This is a genomic window from Mucilaginibacter sp. SG564 (assembly GCF_013149275.1).
Lineage (GTDB): Bacteria > Bacteroidota > Bacteroidia > Sphingobacteriales > Sphingobacteriaceae > Mucilaginibacter.
On sequence record NZ_JABGNA010000001.1, the window covers coordinates 874,205 to 893,502 of the forward strand.

The window sequence follows — 19,298 nt, forward strand, 5'->3', positions numbered from 1 at the left end:
AGGTTAAATTCTATATGCTGATTTTTAAATCTTACTTCAATAAATTATTACTCCCGGTTACTCGCTTCGTAAGCTTTTCACCGGGTTTGTTAGTGCCGCTTTTACCGCTTGAAAACTAATAGTTACTAAGGTGATAATTATGGCAGCTGATGCCGATAACAAGAATACACCGGGGCCTATAGTTATACGATAATCATACTTTTGTAGCCAGTTTTGTAAAAAGTAGAAGGCCACAGGCGATGCGATAACACAGCTTATACCTACCAGTAAGATAAAATCCTTTGATAACAACAGCCATACCTGGCTTACCGACGCGCCTAATACTTTACGGATACCTATTTCCTTTGTCCGTTGTTCTGCAACGTACGCGGCCAGGCCAAAGAGTCCCAGGCAGGAAATCAAAATAGCCAGACCGGCAAATATTCCAGCTAATTTCCCAACCAGTACTTCCAGATTAAATTTATGGTTGTATTCCTCGTCAACAAACTGGTATATATACGGATAAGCGGGATTATAGGAATCAAATATTTTTGTAAGTTTTTTGATAGCATCCTGTGTATTGGCGTTAGGCGACAAGCGATACATGACATTATTGGCTACATGCCCATGGCTGAAAATAGCTGGTTGAACCGGTGTAAAAGGCGATTCCATTAAGGCATCTTTTACTACTCCAATTACACGTACCGGAACAGAAGAGTTCCCATTCCAGGTGATTAATTGGTTTATTGGATTTTTTAAACCTATTCTTTTTACTGCGGCTTCATTAAGTATAACACTGGTTGAGTCTGCCGTCCAGCTATGGGTAAAATCCCTTCCTTCTTTCAGAGTCATCCCCAGGGTTTTAAAATAATCATTTGATACAAAAATAGCTGCGATGTTCACGGACTCTTCATTGGCGCTTTTGCCGGGCCATTTATCAAGTGACATATGACTGTATATACTGGTAACCGGGCTTGAAGCTGCTGCCACGCTTTCTACATATCCACTAGCCAGCAGATCATTTTTTAAAGCATCATATTTTGTATTCAGATCTCCGCTCATGTCGGTCATCATTAATCTGGCCGAATTATAACCGGTTGGCCTGTCCTTAGCGTGTTGTATCTGCTGGTATACGATAATCGTACTGATGATTAATGCGATAGAACAACTAAACTGGGTTACCACTAATATTTTACGAGGCAGGGATGCCGACTTGCCTTCCTTGATCGAACCTTTTAAAACCTTCACAGGGTTAAATGACGACAGATAAAATGCTGGTCTGCTGCCAGCTAATAAACCGGTCAACAGCACATACATCAACATAGCAATCCAAAATATTGGATTTGCATATGGTATACTAATAGCACTATTAACTAAGGAATTAAAATATGGCAAAGCCAATTGTACAAACAGTATTGAAAATAAAAAGGCAATAAAAGTAATGAGGATAGATTCGGCTAAAAACTGTATGATCAGGTCTTTGCGTTGCGAGCCTATTGCTTTACGTACACCAACTTCTCTTGCCCTTCGCTCGGAACGGGCGGTTGAAAGATTCATGAAATTGATACAAGCAATAAGTAAAACGAGGATCCCAATAATGCTAAACATCCTAACATAATCAATAAAACCACCAACAGCTTTACCGTTTTTAAAATCAGAGTACAGGTGCCAATCTTTTAAAGGATGCAGGATCACCTCAGGTTTTCCTGGTCGCATTTGAGGACTATGCTCATACACCAGGTTCTTGATCTTAGGTGCAATTTGTTCAAGGGTTACCCCTGTCTGTAACTCTACAAAAGCATTGAATGAGTTGTTTGTCCAGGTAGTGCGGGCCGTTTTCATCCAACCTTCTGTTTGCTCCTTAAAACTAAACGGAGTTAAAAAAGTGAACTGTTTGGTAGCGTTTTTAGGGATATCTTTTATTACACCAGTTACTTTTAAATTTTGTTGATTATCAATACGAATAAATTTATTGATAGGATCGGTATCACCAAATAAGGCCTTAGCTGTCGATTCATTTAAAATAATGGAGTAAGGGTCAGTCAAAGCATTATTCGCATTACCTTTTACAAAGGGATATTGAAATATCTTTAAAAAGTCCGGAGCCGCGGCGCCACCATTCAGATATAGTTTTTTATCGCCAACCAATAAGGAATGCCATTGCCAGCCCACCCAATCTGTTTCGGCAACATACTTTATACCAGGTATGTCTTTTCGTAACACATCGGCCAAAGGTATAGCCAATGCTGTTTGTGTATGCTCCCCATCGTGTTGGGTGGTGAAATTTAACTGAACCTGGTATAATTGCTTATAATTGGGCAAGAATTTATCATAGGAGTATTCATTCACTACCCATAATCCAATAATCAGCGCAACCGCCATACCGGCTGCCAATCCTAATATGTTAATGGCGCTGTAAATTTTATTGTTGACGATATTTCGCCAGGCAATTTTCAGATAGTTCTTGATCATAATTTTTAAAATCTCTAAGTTTTAAACCTTAAATACGAAATCAGCTTATTCATTTCTCAAACTATCCACCGGATTGGATAATGCTGCTTTAATAGCCTGAAAACTAACGGTTGCCAACGCTATTAACATGGCCACTACCCCGGCTATCGCAAAAACCATCCAGTTTATAGTTATCCTGTACTGATAACCTTGCAGCCAATTGGTCAATGCCCACCAGGCTACCGGGAAAGCGATCAGGCAGGAAATACCCACCAGTTTTAAAAAATCTTTTGACAACAAACCTGTTAATCCGGCAACGGAAGCGCCCAACACCTTTCTGATCCCAATTTCTTTGATCCTCCGCTCTGCTGTATATGCTGCTAAACCAAATAATCCTAAGCACGATATGAAAATAGCAAGCGATGCAAATACGCCTGCAAGCTTTCCGGTTAATGTCTCTGTTTTAAACAGCTGGTCAAAATCGTCATCCATAAATTTGTACTCAAAAGGATAAGCCGGGTTATTAATCTTCATGACCGCTCCTACTTTCGCCAGCGCTTCTGATAAATTTACATTGCTTTTAATGCGTATGCTTAATACATTAGTTCCGGTTATCTTATTATATAATACAAGTGGTGTGCTCACAGCGTACATGTCATTATAGAGAAAGTCTTTTACTATACCCGCTATTTCAAACTCTTTTTTGCCTACATCTCTCAGAATCCCGCCTACACGACCCTCTTTGCCCATTTGCTTCGCCATGGCCTCATTAATAATTACGCTATTGCTATCCAAAGACGAATTGGTGTAAAAATCTCTGCCCGATAGCAGTTTCATACCCATAGTCTGAACAAATTGCGGACTTACATCCTCAAATGATATCAACGGGTTTTGTGACGGCGCTTTCCCCGTCCACGAATAATTATCGGTGTTCTTCCATACCTGTATTACAGGAAAATCGCTTAACGATGCATTCTCAACTACACCACTTTGTTTTAGTTGCTGGTAAACACTCGCAAAATGATCAGTTAGTTTGCCCTGGGTAGTTACATAGATCAAATTACTTTTGTTATAGCCCAAGTCTCTGTTTTTTACGTGCTGTATTTGCTGGTAAATAATGATAGTACCAATAATGAGTACTATAGAGATAGAAAACTGAATGATCACCAAACTTTGCCTGATGAAACCAGCGCCGGACGGTAGTTTTATATTTTTGAGTACAGCAACCGGATTGAACGAGGAAAGATAAAATGCCGGATAGCTACCAGCCAATAAACCAGTAACAGTGCCGATCAGCAACAGATAAATAAGATGAATTGGTTCAAAAATATTAATAAACAGCTCTTTTTGAACCAGGTTATTAAATGAGGGAAGGGCTATATATATAAGTCCAACGGCTATAAATACCGAAATAAATGCCATTACAATAGCTTCACCAATAAATTGGGCTATCAACTTTCCTTTTCCCGCCCCCATTACTTTACGTACACCTACCTCTTTTGCCCGTTTCTCTGACCGCGCTGTTGAAAGGTTCATAAAGTTTATGCAGGCAATAATTAAAATAATAAAACCGATGATGGAGAATAAACGGACATACTCAATACGTCCGCCATCCATTTTGCCGTTTGTGAAATTATTGTGCAGGTTCCAGTCATTCATACCAAAGAGAAAGCATTCTGTTTTGGTACCGCTATTTTTGCTGGTTAGGTAATGTTGTAGCTTTTTATTAACTCCCGCAAGGTTTGCGGATGGTATCAATTCAACATAGGTAATCGCCCAATTAGCGCCCCAACTTTGCATCCATGGAAATTTATGATCAATATTGGCTATTGGGGCCAGCCAATGAAATTGGAATGTTGAATTTTTAGGCAGATCATTAAAAACACCGGTGACGGTATATTCCTGTTCATTATTTATCTTCAATGTTTTACCTACAGCATCTGCCGTTCCGAAAAACTTTTTAGCCATTGTAGCATTAATAACAACAGAATGCAATTCCTTAAACACGTTTGAAATATCTCCTTTTACAAATGATAGTTTTAACATGGAGAATATTTCGGGATCGGCATAGCTACCATCTTCGGTAATAGCCTTTTCGCCCAGCGAAAATAAAAGCTGATCCGATCCGGCTGTTCGCGCAATAGCTTTTATTTCAGGGATTTCCATTTTCAAAGCCTTGGCCATTGGGCCGGGGGTGGCAATAAAAGTAGACATCTTACCATCATAGGTCTGATTTTCATAAATGGTATACAGATTGTTTCGCTTTTCGAAATTGTGATTAAACGTCAGCTCATCCTGAACCCACAAAAATATAAGCGAAGCGCAGGCTATACCTGTAGCTAAACCCGCGATATTTAAAAAACTATAAGCCCGGTTTTTAAGCAGGCTGCGAAGCGTGGTTTTAAAATAGTTTCCTATCATGGCAATAGTTTTATGTTACTCGTTTCTTAAACTCTTAACCGGGTTTACCAACGCGGCCTTCATGGCCTTATAACCCACAGTAAGCCAGGCTATCAGAACAGAAGATACAATAGCCAGTATAAATACCCAAATACTTAAAGATATCCTGTAAGCAAAGTTTTGCAGCCAACCACTCATCAGGTACCAGGCCGTTGGCATAGCGATAACAAATGAAATGGCTATTAGTACCATAAATTCTTTAGAGAACAGGTAAATGATACTGCTTACCGACGCCCCCAATACCTTGCGTATACCAACCTCTTTGGTACGTTGCACCGCCATAAATGACACCAAGCCATACAAACCAAGGCACGAAATAAAAATGGCTATACCGGCGAATATTTTATACACCAGGGCCATTTGGTTTTCTTGCTGATAGAACTCCGCTATATTTTGATCAAGGAAATATCCATTATAAGCATATTCGGGATAGGTGGCTTCCCACATTTTTTGCAGCTGTGCGATTGTTTGGCTCAGATTTGAAGTCTTAATCTTTATAGCCACCTGTGATTCATATTCTTTATGGGCCGATATAACTATAGGTTTTACTGTTTCGCGTAATGAGTTGGTCTTAAAATCCTTAACCACTCCAATAATGGGGAGAGTTGCGCCTGTACCCAAGCGCACTGTTTTACCCAATGCATCTTCGGCATTTTGAACACCCAGTTTATGAATAAAGGTTTCATTAACAACAACCTGCCTTGCGGTATCACTTACATCAAAACCTCTGCCAGCAGCAAAATGCAATTCAAAAGTTTTGAAATAATCGGCATCGCCATACTTTAAGAAAGTGCTAAAGCCCGGATCTTTAACGGAGTGATTAAAATAAAAATTAGTTGCTGCGTTGTTTTCAGACGATGGCGCATCTGAAGAAAAGCTTACCGATTCTACTTGTGCATTTTGCAATAACCGCTGTTTAAACGAATCCATTTTACGCAGACTCAAGCTGTCAGTGTATCCCGGTATGATCAATACTGCATTTTTATTAAAACCCAGATCGGCTCTGTTAACAAAATCCATTTGACTTACTGCCACAATGGTGCCAATAATGAGCAATTGCGATATGGCGAATTGAGCAACTACCAGGGCCCTGCGCAAAGGTATGCCTCCTATAGAAGCGGCAGTGATCTTATTTTTTAAAGCCAAAACGGGCTTAAAGCCGGAAACTACCAAAGCGGGATATATACCCGATAGCAGGATAACACCGATCATTACAATTGCCGCAAATAAGATATTATCCGGAGTGAAAAGTCCGATGCTTTCTGGTACACTGGCAATGTGTTTTAAGTAAGGAATAGCCAATTTAGCCACAACAAGCGCCAGTAAAACTGATCCGATAACAATTAAGGTTGTTTCACCTATAATCTGCATGATCAGTTGTTTCCGGGTACTTCCTAATACTTTACGTATACCTACCTCTTTTGACCGCCCAACTGATTGTGCAGTAGATAGGTTTATAAAGTTAATAGAAGCCATAACGATGATGAGTATGGCAATAAATGATAATGTACGCAGTGTGGCTTTGCTCATGATATGATCACCAAGCGTATTACCAAAACGCGTATCAAAATGTAATAGCGACAATGGCTGAGCAAAAATAAGCTTCTTCTTGGTGCCGCTTTCATAATGCTTTTTCGTAAAAGATATAAGCTGGTTATCTATATTATTAATAGAGGTATTAGGAAATAACATGAATACCTGATGGTTGCTGCTTATGGCGCCCCATTCATTTTCATAATAATACTCTTTGGGATGCTGTTTCCAGGTAATATACGATACCATTATTTTAAATGGGAAATCCGTATTCGCTGATTGGTCTTCAGTAACACCCGCTACTTTAAGATCAATCAGGTTGTCCATTTTCAGGGTTTTACCGATGATGTTAGTCCAGTCACCAAAATATTTCACAGCAGTACTCTTGCTGATTACTACGGTATTAGGTTCTGTTAAAACAGAGGGCGATCCTGCAATCCATTTAAAACTGAAAATATCAAAAAATTGAGGCTCGATAAATACAACCCCTACGCTTTCCGTGAACTTTTTATCACCTGTGTTTTTCCCTGCACTCAGATCCCGAACCGTGAACTGACTGCCATAGCTGGAATTCAAAGCGGCTATTTTGGCTTGCGGAAAGTCAACCCGTAAAGCATCCGTGGCTGGAGCTGGCAAACCTGGAGTGTAACTAAACCCATCTTCATGGATTTGCTTAAGCACAATGTGGTAAATATTTTTAAAATTGGGTTGGCTTGCGTCAAAACTCATCTCGTAACGAATGATAATGAAGATCAGCAAACAGGCAGAAATACCCAATGTTAACCCGGCTATATTTATGGCAGAATACCCTTTATGACGAATGATGTTTCTCCAGGCTATCTTAAAATAGTTTTTTAGCATTTTCTGTAATTTAATCAGCATTAGAGATTAAAACACATACCAAAACACAAAATAGCTGTATATCAATAAATTATACAATTATTTAAGAATAAAGTGTTCGTAAGTGTAACAACACCTGTACGATTATGATACAGTGAGTAGGAGCTAATTACTTGGCTGGAGGGATTACTTAAGTAGGTGTTTTACTTTTTTAGGATAACCGGTCAAGCATTAAGATAATACCTGTTAAATTAATGTTACAAATTCAAAGAGGTTAATCAACCATTAAAGCACTTTCTCCAAGACTAAATATTTACCCTTTGTGCCGACAGAAAAAAAACCTAATCTTTTACACATGTTTAGTGCTTTTATATTATCTTCTTTTACCTCTGTGCAACATTTCCTAAATCCTTTAAGGACCAGGTCTTTCAAAGAAAACTCAACTAATCTTCTGCCATATCCCATTCTCCACACCGAGGGAGAAACTATGAGCATAGATATAAACCCAATTTTGTTTACATGATCATTAGCATAATACGCTAAAAAACCTTGTAAAACATCTTGCTCAACCACAATAATAATGCAGGCCTTTTCAATAAGTTTATTAACGTAAGTATTTAAGTCATCAAGTTCAAATATGCCGCTGCCATCATTGATTAATTGACTCACTAAATCAAGAATTTTTTGTTTCATAAGGATGTAATTTATACGATGAAATTCGGTACAATAGCACAATCTATATGAATATTTCTTGATAAACGAAAAGACAGTAAACTATGTAAACTTAGTTTACAGTTGTTGTTTTAATTTTACATAATTTTCACATGTCACTCATTGCGTAAACTTTTAATCGGGTTAGCAATAGCTGCCTTAATTGTTTGAAAGCTTAGGGTACACAAAGCAGCCAGCAACATGCCGGCACCACTCAAAACAAATATCCACCAGCTGATGGAGGTACGATCGGCAAAGCTTTCCATCCATTTATGCATGGCATACCAGGCCAGAGGCGTAACCAAAACAAAAGCCAGCACAATAAGCAGCACCAATTCAGTTGATAATAAAGCGACTATTTGGGTAACAGAGGCACCTAATACTTTCCTTACTCCTATCTCTTTGGTTCGTAAATTAGTTGTGTACATGGCTAAACCAAGCAAACCAAGGCAACTGATAAATACAGACAAGCCAGTAGCCCAGGTTAATAACGTTGATGTATGTTGCTCCGCATCATAAAATTTGGCAATATTCTCATCAAAGAAATGATATTCAAAATCGTCTTCCGGATAGATCTCTTTCCAAGCCGATTCCATAGCCGAAATGGCCTTTTTCCATTCATTTCCGCCGGCTGATTGTGATTTTAACGCGATATGGAATGTGCCGTTATTATAGTGTTCATTACCTTTACTGGTTAAAATAGCCAAAGGTCTGATTGGCGAATGCAGGGATTCATGATAAAAATCGGCAACTACGCCAATGATCTCCATCCGGGTATCGCCGTTGAAATTATTTATCAGCTTACCTACTGCATCTTTAGGATTTTTAAATCCAAATACTTTTGCGCAGGTAGTATTAATTAAAAAACCTTTGGTTGTGTCTGCGGCTTGCAGGTTGCGCCCGGCAAGTAGTTTGATTTTATATACATTAATATAATTTTCATCGCCATATTTTTCTTCCAGATTTATTTTGATCTCCTTTTTCCCGTCTTTATAGGTTGCTTCTGTGGAGTTGCTCGAGCTGGAAGAAGGCGCATCCTTACCCATAGCTATCATCTCTATTTGAGGTATAGCTTTTAGTTTGTTCATAAATACCTGATTACGGCTAACCGTACGATTTTTCCAGGGAGAGTTGATAATTATAATAGCATCCTTTTTAAAACCAAGGTCCTTATGCAGTGCGTAATATATTTGTTTGCCCACCAACACTGTTGCCATGATAAAAAACTGGGCAATTACAAACTGTAAAACTGTTAACGATTTACGCAGCGTAGCGTTACGTGTTTTATGACTATTTGAAGCGGTCTGGTTTTTAAGTACTAAGGCAGGTTTATACCCTGATAACAAAACGGCAGGATAAAATCCGGATAAAATACTGACCACGATTGTTAATATGAACAAAAAAAGGATCAGATCCGGATGTCCCAAAATATCCACTTTAACACCCTGCGGAATAAAATCGGCAAAAAGCTTTAGGATCACCGGGGCTATGGCTACGGAAGCAATTACAGCAATTAAGGTGATTAAAAATGTCTCGCTTAAAAACTGGATAATAAGTTGCACCCGGCTGCTGCCCATGGTTTTGCGTATACCTATTTCTTTAGCCCTCTGTGTAGCCTGTGCGGTAGTTAAATTCACAAAGTTGATGCAACCTAATAATAACAGGAACAAAGCGATCATCAACAAACCATACAAAGTTGTTTTATTGGCGGTGCGATCGCCCCCTGTATCAAAAATTCCATATGTGCCATTAAAATGCAGATCACTTAAGGGTTGCAGGGAGAAGTTCCTGGTGTTGCCTTTATCCTGAGGCTTTGGCGGATTATTTTTCTTTAATATTTCATTTAACTGTTTCTCGATATTAGCAACAGTAGTGTGGGGTGATAACCTGATGAAAAGCTGGGAAGCAGATGTTGTACCGCCCCAGTTTGTTGGTCTTAATTCATTTTGAAGAGCTAAATTTGAATTTGCTGAAGCAGCAGATATAAAATCATGAAAAGTAAAATCATTATTATCTTTTAATGTTTCAACAATACCGCTAACAGATGTGATTAGCGTATCGTAAGTAACTGTACGCCCCAACATCTGGTTATAAGACAAGGATGGAAAATATTTTTTAGCCTGATCGGTGGTCAATACAACCTGATTAGGCGCATTTAACGCGGTCTTGGCCGAACCGGCCTTCCAGGTATAATTAAACAGCTCAAAGTAATGACCGTCAGCCAGCACAATATTGTCTTGTAACTTAAATTTAACAGGAACGCCTGATTTTGCAGGAATCAACACATTAGGTTGATTAAGCGTGAAGAATGGAGCCGAGATAGCCACCCCGCTCACAGATTTCATTGCTCCGGGCAACGCGCCGGTAACTCCCCTGTTGCTAGTCGCCTCACCAGAGAATGTGTAATTAGAAACTATACGGTATATGCGGTCGCCCTCTGTGAAGGATTGATTGAAGGTAAAATCAAAATGTACGATCAAATAGATTACCAACGCGGCGCTTATACCAATGGATAACCCGATGATATTGATCAGGGTAAAAAGCTTATGCTTACTAAAATTACGTAAAGCGATCTTGAAATAATTTTTGATCATAATGGTATAAATTCTAAGAAACTAATATCTAAACACTAAACAACCTTGGGTTTTGGCTTTTATTCGCTACGTAAACTTTTTACCGGGTTGGCCATAGCTGCTTTGATAGATTGAAAACTGATAGTTACAAAAGCGATCACAAGGGCAATAACACCCGCCATCACAAACACCCACCACTGTATACTGATACGGAAAGCAAAATCAAGCAGCCATTTACTCATGGCATACCAGGCCATTGGCAAAGCAATAATAGAAGCGATAAGTACCAACTTTAAAAAATCCTTAGATAATTCGGTTACAATCTGTGGGATGCTCGCTCCAAGCACCTTACGTACGCCTATCTCTTTAACACGTTGGCTAATAGTAAATGCCGACAAACCAAACAGACCAAGGCAGGCTATAAATATGGCTATAAAAGAAAATATGGTGAACAAGTTGCCTTGCTGTTTTTCGCTGTCATATAGCTTTTGAAACCGTTCATCCAGAAAGGTATACTCAAACGGGGTTTCGGGTTGTAACTTTTGCCAGGCTTGCTGAATAGCGTTAATGGATGAATTTATATTATTACCCTCGATTTTTATAGATAATCTGCCATAATTATCCCTGCCTGGCATCCTGAATAACAATGGGATAATGCTTTGGTGCAGCGACTCAAAATGAAAATCGTTTACCACACCAATCACTTTGCCCCTTACTCCGCCATAGGTGAGATCTTTTCCTATAGCATTTTCTGAGGTTTTCCAGCCGAGCACTTTTGCAGCAGCAGCGTTGATAACGTAATTATTGCTATCAGTACCAAAATCACGCGAAAAATTGCGCCCGGCAGCCATCTTCATACCAAAAGTAGGTATAAAGCCGTAATCTGTATTTACATATTTAACGTCTGCTTTAACAGGCTGAGATTTACTTCCTTCAAAAACAGATATTCCCTGATCATCCAATAACCTGCCAGATGGAATGCGTGATGAGCGTGCCAGCTCTTTAATCCCGGCATTTTTAGTTACCTCATTTTTAAACGTTTCGAACTCGCTATTACTGAATGGGTTGCTCATGGTGAGCACATGATCCTTATCAAACCCCAATGATTTTTGCTGAATATACCTCAACTGCTGAAATACGATGGTTGTAGCGACTATAAGTACAATAGAAACAGAAAATTGCACAACTACCAGCACTTTACGAAATGATACTCCCCCTGACCCTATTTTTAATATTCCCTTCAGCACCTTTACAGGTTTAAATGATGACATAAACAAGGCTGGGTAAATTCCGCTGAGGATGCCTATAAAAAATGGCAATATCAATATGACCAGTAGTAATCCGGGCTGATACAAACTGCTGAAACTTAAGCCAAGCTTTGATAAACTATTGATAAACGGTATCAATAACCAGGTAAGTACTAATGCCAGTACCAGCGAAAAGAAAGTGATCAATACCGATTCGCTTAAAAACTGGGTAATTATTTCTTTCCGTTGTGCACCAATCACTTTTCTGATACCAATTTCACGAGCTCTTAATGCCGAACGCGCGGTTGAAAGGTTCATATAATTAATACAGGCTATCAGTAAGATAAACAAAGCAATTGCCGAAAATATATACACCCGTTTAATATCGCCATTGCTTTCTATTTCAGAATCCAGGTGCGAATGCAGGTGTATATCCAGTAACTTTTGAATATGCAGTTTGCTGTTTTTTGATTCCTGGTAGTTGCCTGGCTGACCTGGGAAATGAACATATTTATCTAAAAAGCCAGGGAATAATGATTCCATATGCTCCACATTATAATTAGGCGGTAAAAGCATATAAGTATAAAAATCATTATTGCCCCAATTGGTATGTAGCTGTTTATCACCATACAGCGTACTATCTTTTAAAGTAATAAATGATAAAAGCATTTCGGGATGCAGGTGCGCATTAGCCGGAAATGGTTTATAAATACCGGTAACCTTAAAATTGAATTGATTAGCCAGCCTGATCTCCTTATTCATCGGATCCTCGTTACCAAAATATTTACGGGCCATGTCTTCGGTCATCATTACCGTAAACGGATCAGAAAGAGCGGTTTTTGGATCACCCTGGATAGTTTTTACAGTAAAAACGTCTACAAAATTTTCATCGGCAAAATATGACCCGTTTTCATTAAGTAATTTATCCTTATAACGCATGGAAACGACACCATTTCCACGCAGCCGGGTTATTTTCTTAATGTCAGGAAATTCATTCTTTAATAAGGGAGCAAATGGCGGAGCTATCGATCCCAAGAAAAGGGTTTGAACCCCGTCTGCGGTGTTGAAACTTCGGGTTACCCTATAAACATCTTTGGCGTTGGTGTTATACTTATCATAACTCAGTTCATTTACGATATAAATCAGGATAAGCATACAGCAGGTTAAACCGATAGTTAATCCAAAAATATTGATGAACGAAATAAATTTATGTCGTGTTACATTGCGTATGGCACTGCGTAAATAATTCTTTAACATGCTTGTAATTATTAAATTTTAAAACCAGACATCCTCCCCAACTATTCTTATAAAAGGAAGGTTAAAATATGTACCAATTATGTAAAATATTAATAAACAGCAAATTACATTTAAATTGATATCCTAACTGTTCGCAGGCGTAACAGTTGGTGTCCGGTTATGATACAGTAAAAAGCAAAAAGCCCATCGGGCTAATTCCCCAACAGGCTTTTATATATGATTAATAGCTAACTAGTTCACATTCAAATTAACACGACCGTTCCCTCTTACCTGCACCAGTGCGCCTCCCCCATTGAGTTTACCCTGAACCTTTTCCTTTTCTTTGGTACCCTCAAAATTTCCTGTAAAATTAGTTTCCACCTTGTCGCCACGCAGATCCAGATCTACACCTTGTTTTGACGGCAGATCCAGGTCAATATGCCCTGAGCTTACATCTATTTTAACATATTTACCTACGCTGTTAAATTGCGCATGAAAACTACCCGAACTGGTTGAAGCTTCCAGTGCACATGATAATTGGGTAAGATTAATACTGCCGCCGCTTGTACCTGTTATCAGCTCGCCGTTAATGCTGTTACCACGAATACTGCCACCGCTTGTGGTTGCATCTATATTACCCTGAAGTCCTTCCAGTTGTAATGACCCTCCGGAAGTTTCCAACCTGATATGCCCAATGCAATTAGCAGCAGTGATGCTCCCTCCGCTGGTTGACAGATCAATATCCTGACCTGAATTACTTACATGAATACTGCCGCCTGATGTTCTGCCTCGAATAGCGCCCGTTAGCCTATCCATATGCAAACTGCCACCACTGGTTTCAAAAGTTTGTTTACCGGTTAAATTGTCCAGATGGATACTGCCTCCGCTGGTATTCAGATCAGTAGTTACTTGCTTTGGTACAAAAACTTTAAACGATATGTTCAGCGAATTATTCCAGTTAAAAAGGCCCTTGCTTTTGCCTTTGGCTATAGCCTGCACCTCGCCGTTGTTAACGGTTATATCCAGTACATAATTCTCTAAGCGCTTTTTTATTTCATCATTCGAAATATTGCCGATACCATTATTACCGCTGATATATACTTCAACCCGCGGATCCCCATTTCCGGCACCACTCACCGTAATACTGCCGCCCGATGTTTTCACGACAACGGATCTGATGGCAGATTCTTTTAATAATTTTGTCATATAAGGAGCCTGTCCATCACGTTGGGCAAAGGCAATCCAACTTTGGCCGGAGATAAGTAATAACAGTAAATATTTTTTCATGATTGTTTAGTTTGTACACATAAGACCAATATCCGAAGATTATGGTTGCATCCCGTTAAAAATATATCTTATAAATGATTTTCTTCTGTGGTTATTCGCTTTTTAAGCTTTTTACAGGGTTAGCCAATGCCGATTTAATAGACTGGAAGCTGATGGTTAAGAAGGCAATCACAATAGCACCTGTGCCGGCTAATAGTACTATCCACCATTGAAAGTTAACCCGATAGGCAAAACCTTGTAACCATTTGTGCATAAAGTACCAGGCCAATGGCGATGAGATGAGTATGGCTATAAATACCAGTTTAATAAAATCTTTAGTAAGCATGGTTACTATAACGGTAACATCAGCTCCTAATACCTTGCGTATGCCAATCTCTTTGGTACGCTGTTCTGCGGCATATGCGGCTAAGCCAAATAAGCCTAAGCAAGCAATAGCAATAGCCAGCGAGGTAAAAACCACAAATATTTTTCCAACACGTTCTTCTGACCGATAAGTGGCTTCAAAATCCTGATCCATAAAGGAATAAGCAAAATGCTGATTAGGAACCAATGATTCCCATTTGGTTTTTATCTGAGCGAGCAAAGTTGGCAGATTTTGTGTTTGTACCCGTATACTTAAAGCGCCACGGTCTTCTTCCAGAAACAAAGTAACCGGCGAAATATTATCCCGTAAGGAGCTGAAATGGAAATCCTTAATAACACCGATGATATTAAGTTTTTTGATGTTTTTACCAGAACTATCCATAGGCCGGTAAATTGGCTTGTTTAAGGGTGAAGTAAGTCCGAGTAAACGTGCGGCTGTTTCATTGATGATCATGGAAGAAGAATCGGTTAGCATATCTGCAGAAAAGTTACGGCCATTGATCAGTTTAATACCAAGAGTATTGATATAATCCTCATCAACCGACCATATCTGAGGTAAAATGGCCCGCTTTTGGTCGAGAGTAGGATCCTGGAACAAGGCCGAGGTATTTCTGTCATCGGCAGTTGGTAAATATCCGGTCATGGTAGCATTAACTACACCCGATAACTGTTTGATCTCCTGTTTGAAAATTTTCGCCTGGTTACCCATTGCGCCTATGTTTTTTACAATGACTACCTGGTTACGATCATATCCCAGGTTTTTATGTTGTATATAGTTAAGCTGATTATAAATAACCAGTGTACCGATGATCAGGATAATGGATATAGAAAACTGGAAAACTACCAGGAAACTCCGGAGCCTGCCACCTTTAAAACCGGCTGACAATTTACCTTTAAGCACATCAACGGGCTGAAACGCTGAAAGGAAAAAAGCCGGGTAAAAACCAGCTAAAGCCCCTATAGTTAATGATATAGCTACGATAACCGGCAGTAGCCAAAACATTGATTGCGAGGTTATAGCCAGTTCCTTATTAGCCATTTGATTAAAGAAAGGCAGCATAACCCATGCTAGCGCCACGGCAATAAGCGTAGATACAAATGTTACTAAAATTGACTCTGTTAAGAATTGAGTGACCAATGAACCACGCCCCGAGCCCAAAACTTTACGCACCCCAACTTCACGTGCCCGGTTGGAGGAACGCGCGGTAGAAAGATTCATAAAATTGACACAGGCTATGAGCAGAATAAACAAAGCAATTGCCGAAAGTATATATACATACTGGATGCTCCCATTGCGCCCCAACTCGCCTATCCGGTTAGAGTGCAAGTGGATATCTTTAAGAGGTATTAAACTCATTTTAAAATAATTACCTGCCTTTTCAAACTCATCGATGGTTAAGTGTACCATGCTTTGCAACTCGATATTGACATGCCTGCGCAAAAAAGCCGGGAGTTGAGCATTCAGTCTTTTATAATCAGCCCCAGGTTTTAGTAAAACATAAGTGTTAAAGTTATTGCTTAACCAGGTTGTTTCTCTGCTTTCAGGGAATGATGACATGGAAAGAAAAAAGTCGTAATTAAAATGTGATTGTTTAGGAATGTCTTTGATAACGCCAGTAATTTTATAATTATCCTTATCATTAAATAGCAATGTTTTACCAACTACATCGGTGCTGTTAAAATACTTTTTAGCTACACTTTCTGTAATTACGGCACTATTGGGTTCCACTAATGCAGTTGTCGGATTTCCATTGATCATGGGTAGGGTAAAAATATCAAACAAGCCAGGATCGCTATAGATCATCATGTTTTCCTGGATGTTCTGATTATCTTTTTTTACGCGCACGCCTCCTCTTGCCTGAAATCGCACCGTATTTTCAACATCAGGAAATTCACTTTTTAAAACCTGGGCCAAAGGAGCCATGGTTTGGGCATATATGGAATGATTACCGCCAAATTTTATTTCAAAATTCACGCGTACTATGCGGTCGGCTTTTTTATTGAATTTATCGTAGCTCAGTTCATCAATCACATAAAAAACAATCAGCAAACAGGTGGCTAAACCAACAGACAAGCCTAAAATATTAATAGCGGTGAAGCCAATGTTTTTTCGCAGACCGCGAATGGCAGTTTTGATATAATTTTTTAGCATGATCTTGAAATATTAAAATATTCTTTACTAAAACTCAATCCCACTTTTCTAAAATGCGTTATCTACAAAACATACAATTCAAAGCACAACTCCCCCTATTCGCTTCTTAAACTTTTTATCGGGTTAGTCAACGCGGCCTTTATTGATTGAAAACTAACTGTTGCCAAAGCAATGATTATTGTTAGTAAACCTGCAGCTATAAATACCCAAACCTGGATATTTATACGGTAGGTATAGTTTTGTAACCAAACATGCATGCCATACCACGCTATGGGTGATGCTATCAAAAACGAAATGATCACAAGCGTTAAAAAATCTTTAGATAACAAGGTGGTCAAACTAGAAACTGATGCGCCTAAAACTTTGCGAACACTGATCTCCTTTTGACGATTTTGGGCCATATAAGCCGCTAAGCCAAATAAACCAAGGCACGATATAAATATGGTTAGGCCAGCAAATAAGGTTGCCAACGTACCTGTTCGCTTTTCGTCGTTAAACTTACGGGCATACTCATCGTCGGCAAAATGATACTCAAAGGGATATTCTGAATTGTATTTTTTAAACACGCCTTCGGCACGTTTCAGGTTTTCGGCAGTACTATTTGCTGGGTTTAATTTATAGTGTATCACATTAAACCATGATTTTGGGCCCTGTACAAGCATTGGCCTAACAGGTTCATACGGCGATTCGATGATAAAATCTTTGACCACACCGATAATATGCCAATTACGGTTATCGCCGTTTTTCACGATCTGACCTATTGGATTTTTAAATCCCATAACCTTGGCGGCTGCTTCATTCAGCACCATTGCTGTTGAGTCGGTTGGATAAGTAGCAACATCAATATCCCGACCTGCTACAATTTTTAAACCTATTGTCTTCGCAAAATCGCCATCGGTATTGTAAACAATAAAGTCAATTTTCTGACTCTGATCCTTTCCTTTCCAGTCATAGCCCCAGCTGTCACTCCAGCGCTGCGTAATAGGCGAACTTGTTTTGGTTACCGACATAGCAGCCCCACTGCTAATTAGTTCGCTCCTGATCAATTTGTAGTTCTTTTCAATACTACCCATCATCATCGTATAAACCAGATTATCCTTTTTATAACCTAATTCTCTATCCTGCGCATACTGCATTTGGTTACGCACAATAATGGTACAAATGATAAGCACAATAGCAAAAGTAAACTGTATAACTACCAGTAGTTTACGCGGGGTAACTAAAGCGTTGGCCGCCTTAAACGTGCCTTTTAAAACACTTACCGGCCTAAATGATGATAAATAGAAAGCGGGATAACTGCCCGCTATAGAACCGGTTAGCACTACAAACATTAGAAACACAAGCCAAAAGCTAATATTGCCAAATGGTATAAACAGCTGTTTATCTGTTAATTGATTAAAACCAGAAATGCTGATCTGTACTATAATGAGGGCTACTATACCGGCAATAAAGGCCAGTAATATAGATTCGCCAAGGAACTGGCCTATGAGCGAACCTTTTTGAGCGCCAACCACTTTCCGTATACCTACTTCCCGGGCCCGCCGCTCACTGCGTGCCGTACTCAAATTCATGAAGTTAATGCAAGCAATGAGTAAAATAAACATGGCTATCACCCCAAATAACTTTACCGTATTGATACGGCCACCAACCACTTTGCCATTTTCAAATTCTGAGTATAACCGCCATTTGCTGGCTGGATGCATAAATACATCATCGTCTTTTTGGTCGGAGTGTGATCTGGTGATATTTAAAACCTGTTTATTCAACGCTGTTTCAGTAACATTAGGCTTAGTCAGCACCCAGGTTTGTACTGAATTGTTACCCCAATTTTTCTCATCCTCATGCTCTGTTTTTATCAGGTAGCTCCAGGGTATCAGGTATTCAAAATTAAAACGAGTATTATTGGGCAGTGCTTTCATAACGGCGGTAACCGTAAAATTGTCAACACTATCAATTCTAACTGTTTTGCCGATGGCATTCTCATTGCCAAACAGTTTTTTGGAAAGCTGCTCAGTGATCACGATAGAACTTATTGTATTTAGCGCCGTTTTTGAATTACCTTTTAACAAAGGAAAGCTAAACATGGTCAGGAAACCCGGATCAGTAAAATAACCAGGAACATTTAAGTGTTTATCGCCTACGGTAAACAAAAAGTTAGCTGATGTAGTTCTGGCCACATCTTCTACCCCCGGATATTCCTGCTTTAGGGTTTTAGCCATTACCTTAGGTGTGGTTGGCCAGCACCAAAGTTTACCATCAAAAACCGCACGGTTATAAGCCAGATATAATCGCGATTTATTGGCGTGGAACTGATCGTAGCTCACTTCATTCTGGATCCAAAATAAAATGAGGGCAGCACTTGCCATGCCAATCGCCAAACCAGCTATGTTTATCAGCGAAAATGATTTATGGCGTAATAAATTCCGCCAGGCTATTTTTATGAAGTTCTTGATCATAATGATTGAA

At 39.3% G+C, this 19,298-nt stretch carries 9 protein-coding genes; all 9 read right to left on the reverse strand.

The genetic code is table 11. The features are described 5' to 3' along the window. Positions 1 to 57 precede the first annotated feature (57 nt). The 9 genes from FHW89_RS03305 to FHW89_RS03345 all read right to left on the reverse strand — a co-directional run bounded on the left by FHW89_RS03305 (position 58) and on the right by FHW89_RS03345 (position 19,288). A complete protein-coding gene (locus FHW89_RS03305) occupies positions 58 to 2,451 on the reverse strand; it encodes an ABC transporter permease (RefSeq protein ID WP_172333570.1) in 2,394 nt (797 codons plus the stop codon). Between the two features lie 45 nt (positions 2,452 to 2,496). Next, positions 2,497 to 4,851, reverse strand: a complete 2,355-nt coding sequence (locus FHW89_RS03310) for an ABC transporter permease (RefSeq protein ID WP_172333571.1) — start codon at positions 4,849 to 4,851, stop codon at positions 2,497 to 2,499. Positions 4,852 to 4,866: 15 nt separating this feature from the next. Beyond that, positions 4,867 to 7,284, reverse strand: a complete 2,418-nt coding sequence (locus tag FHW89_RS03315; protein ID WP_172333572.1) for an ABC transporter permease — start codon at positions 7,282 to 7,284, stop codon at positions 4,867 to 4,869. 264 nt (positions 7,285 to 7,548) lie between these two features. Further along, entirely contained in the window at positions 7,549 to 7,956 is a 408-nt protein-coding gene (locus FHW89_RS03320; protein WP_172333573.1) for a GNAT family N-acetyltransferase, read from the reverse strand. A gap of 134 nt (positions 7,957 to 8,090) precedes the next feature. Next, positions 8,091 to 10,568, reverse strand: a complete 2,478-nt coding sequence (locus FHW89_RS03325) for an ABC transporter permease (protein ID WP_172333574.1) — start codon at positions 10,566 to 10,568, stop codon at positions 8,091 to 8,093. A gap of 59 nt (positions 10,569 to 10,627) precedes the next feature. After that, on the reverse strand, positions 10,628 to 13,051 hold the full coding sequence (locus FHW89_RS03330; RefSeq protein WP_172333575.1) for an ABC transporter permease: 2,424 nt from the start codon (positions 13,049 to 13,051) through the stop codon (positions 10,628 to 10,630). 231 nt (positions 13,052 to 13,282) lie between these two features. Continuing rightward, on the reverse strand, positions 13,283 to 14,317 hold the full coding sequence (locus FHW89_RS03335; protein ID WP_172333576.1) for a DUF4097 family beta strand repeat-containing protein: 1,035 nt from the start codon (positions 14,315 to 14,317) through the stop codon (positions 13,283 to 13,285). A gap of 91 nt (positions 14,318 to 14,408) precedes the next feature. After that, entirely contained in the window at positions 14,409 to 16,832 is a 2,424-nt protein-coding gene (locus FHW89_RS03340) for an ABC transporter permease (RefSeq protein WP_172333577.1), read from the reverse strand. Positions 16,833 to 16,927: 95 nt separating this feature from the next. Continuing rightward, on the reverse strand, positions 16,928 to 19,288 hold the full coding sequence (locus FHW89_RS03345) for an ABC transporter permease (RefSeq protein WP_172333578.1): 2,361 nt from the start codon (positions 19,286 to 19,288) through the stop codon (positions 16,928 to 16,930). Between the last annotated feature and the right edge of the window lie 10 nt (positions 19,289 to 19,298).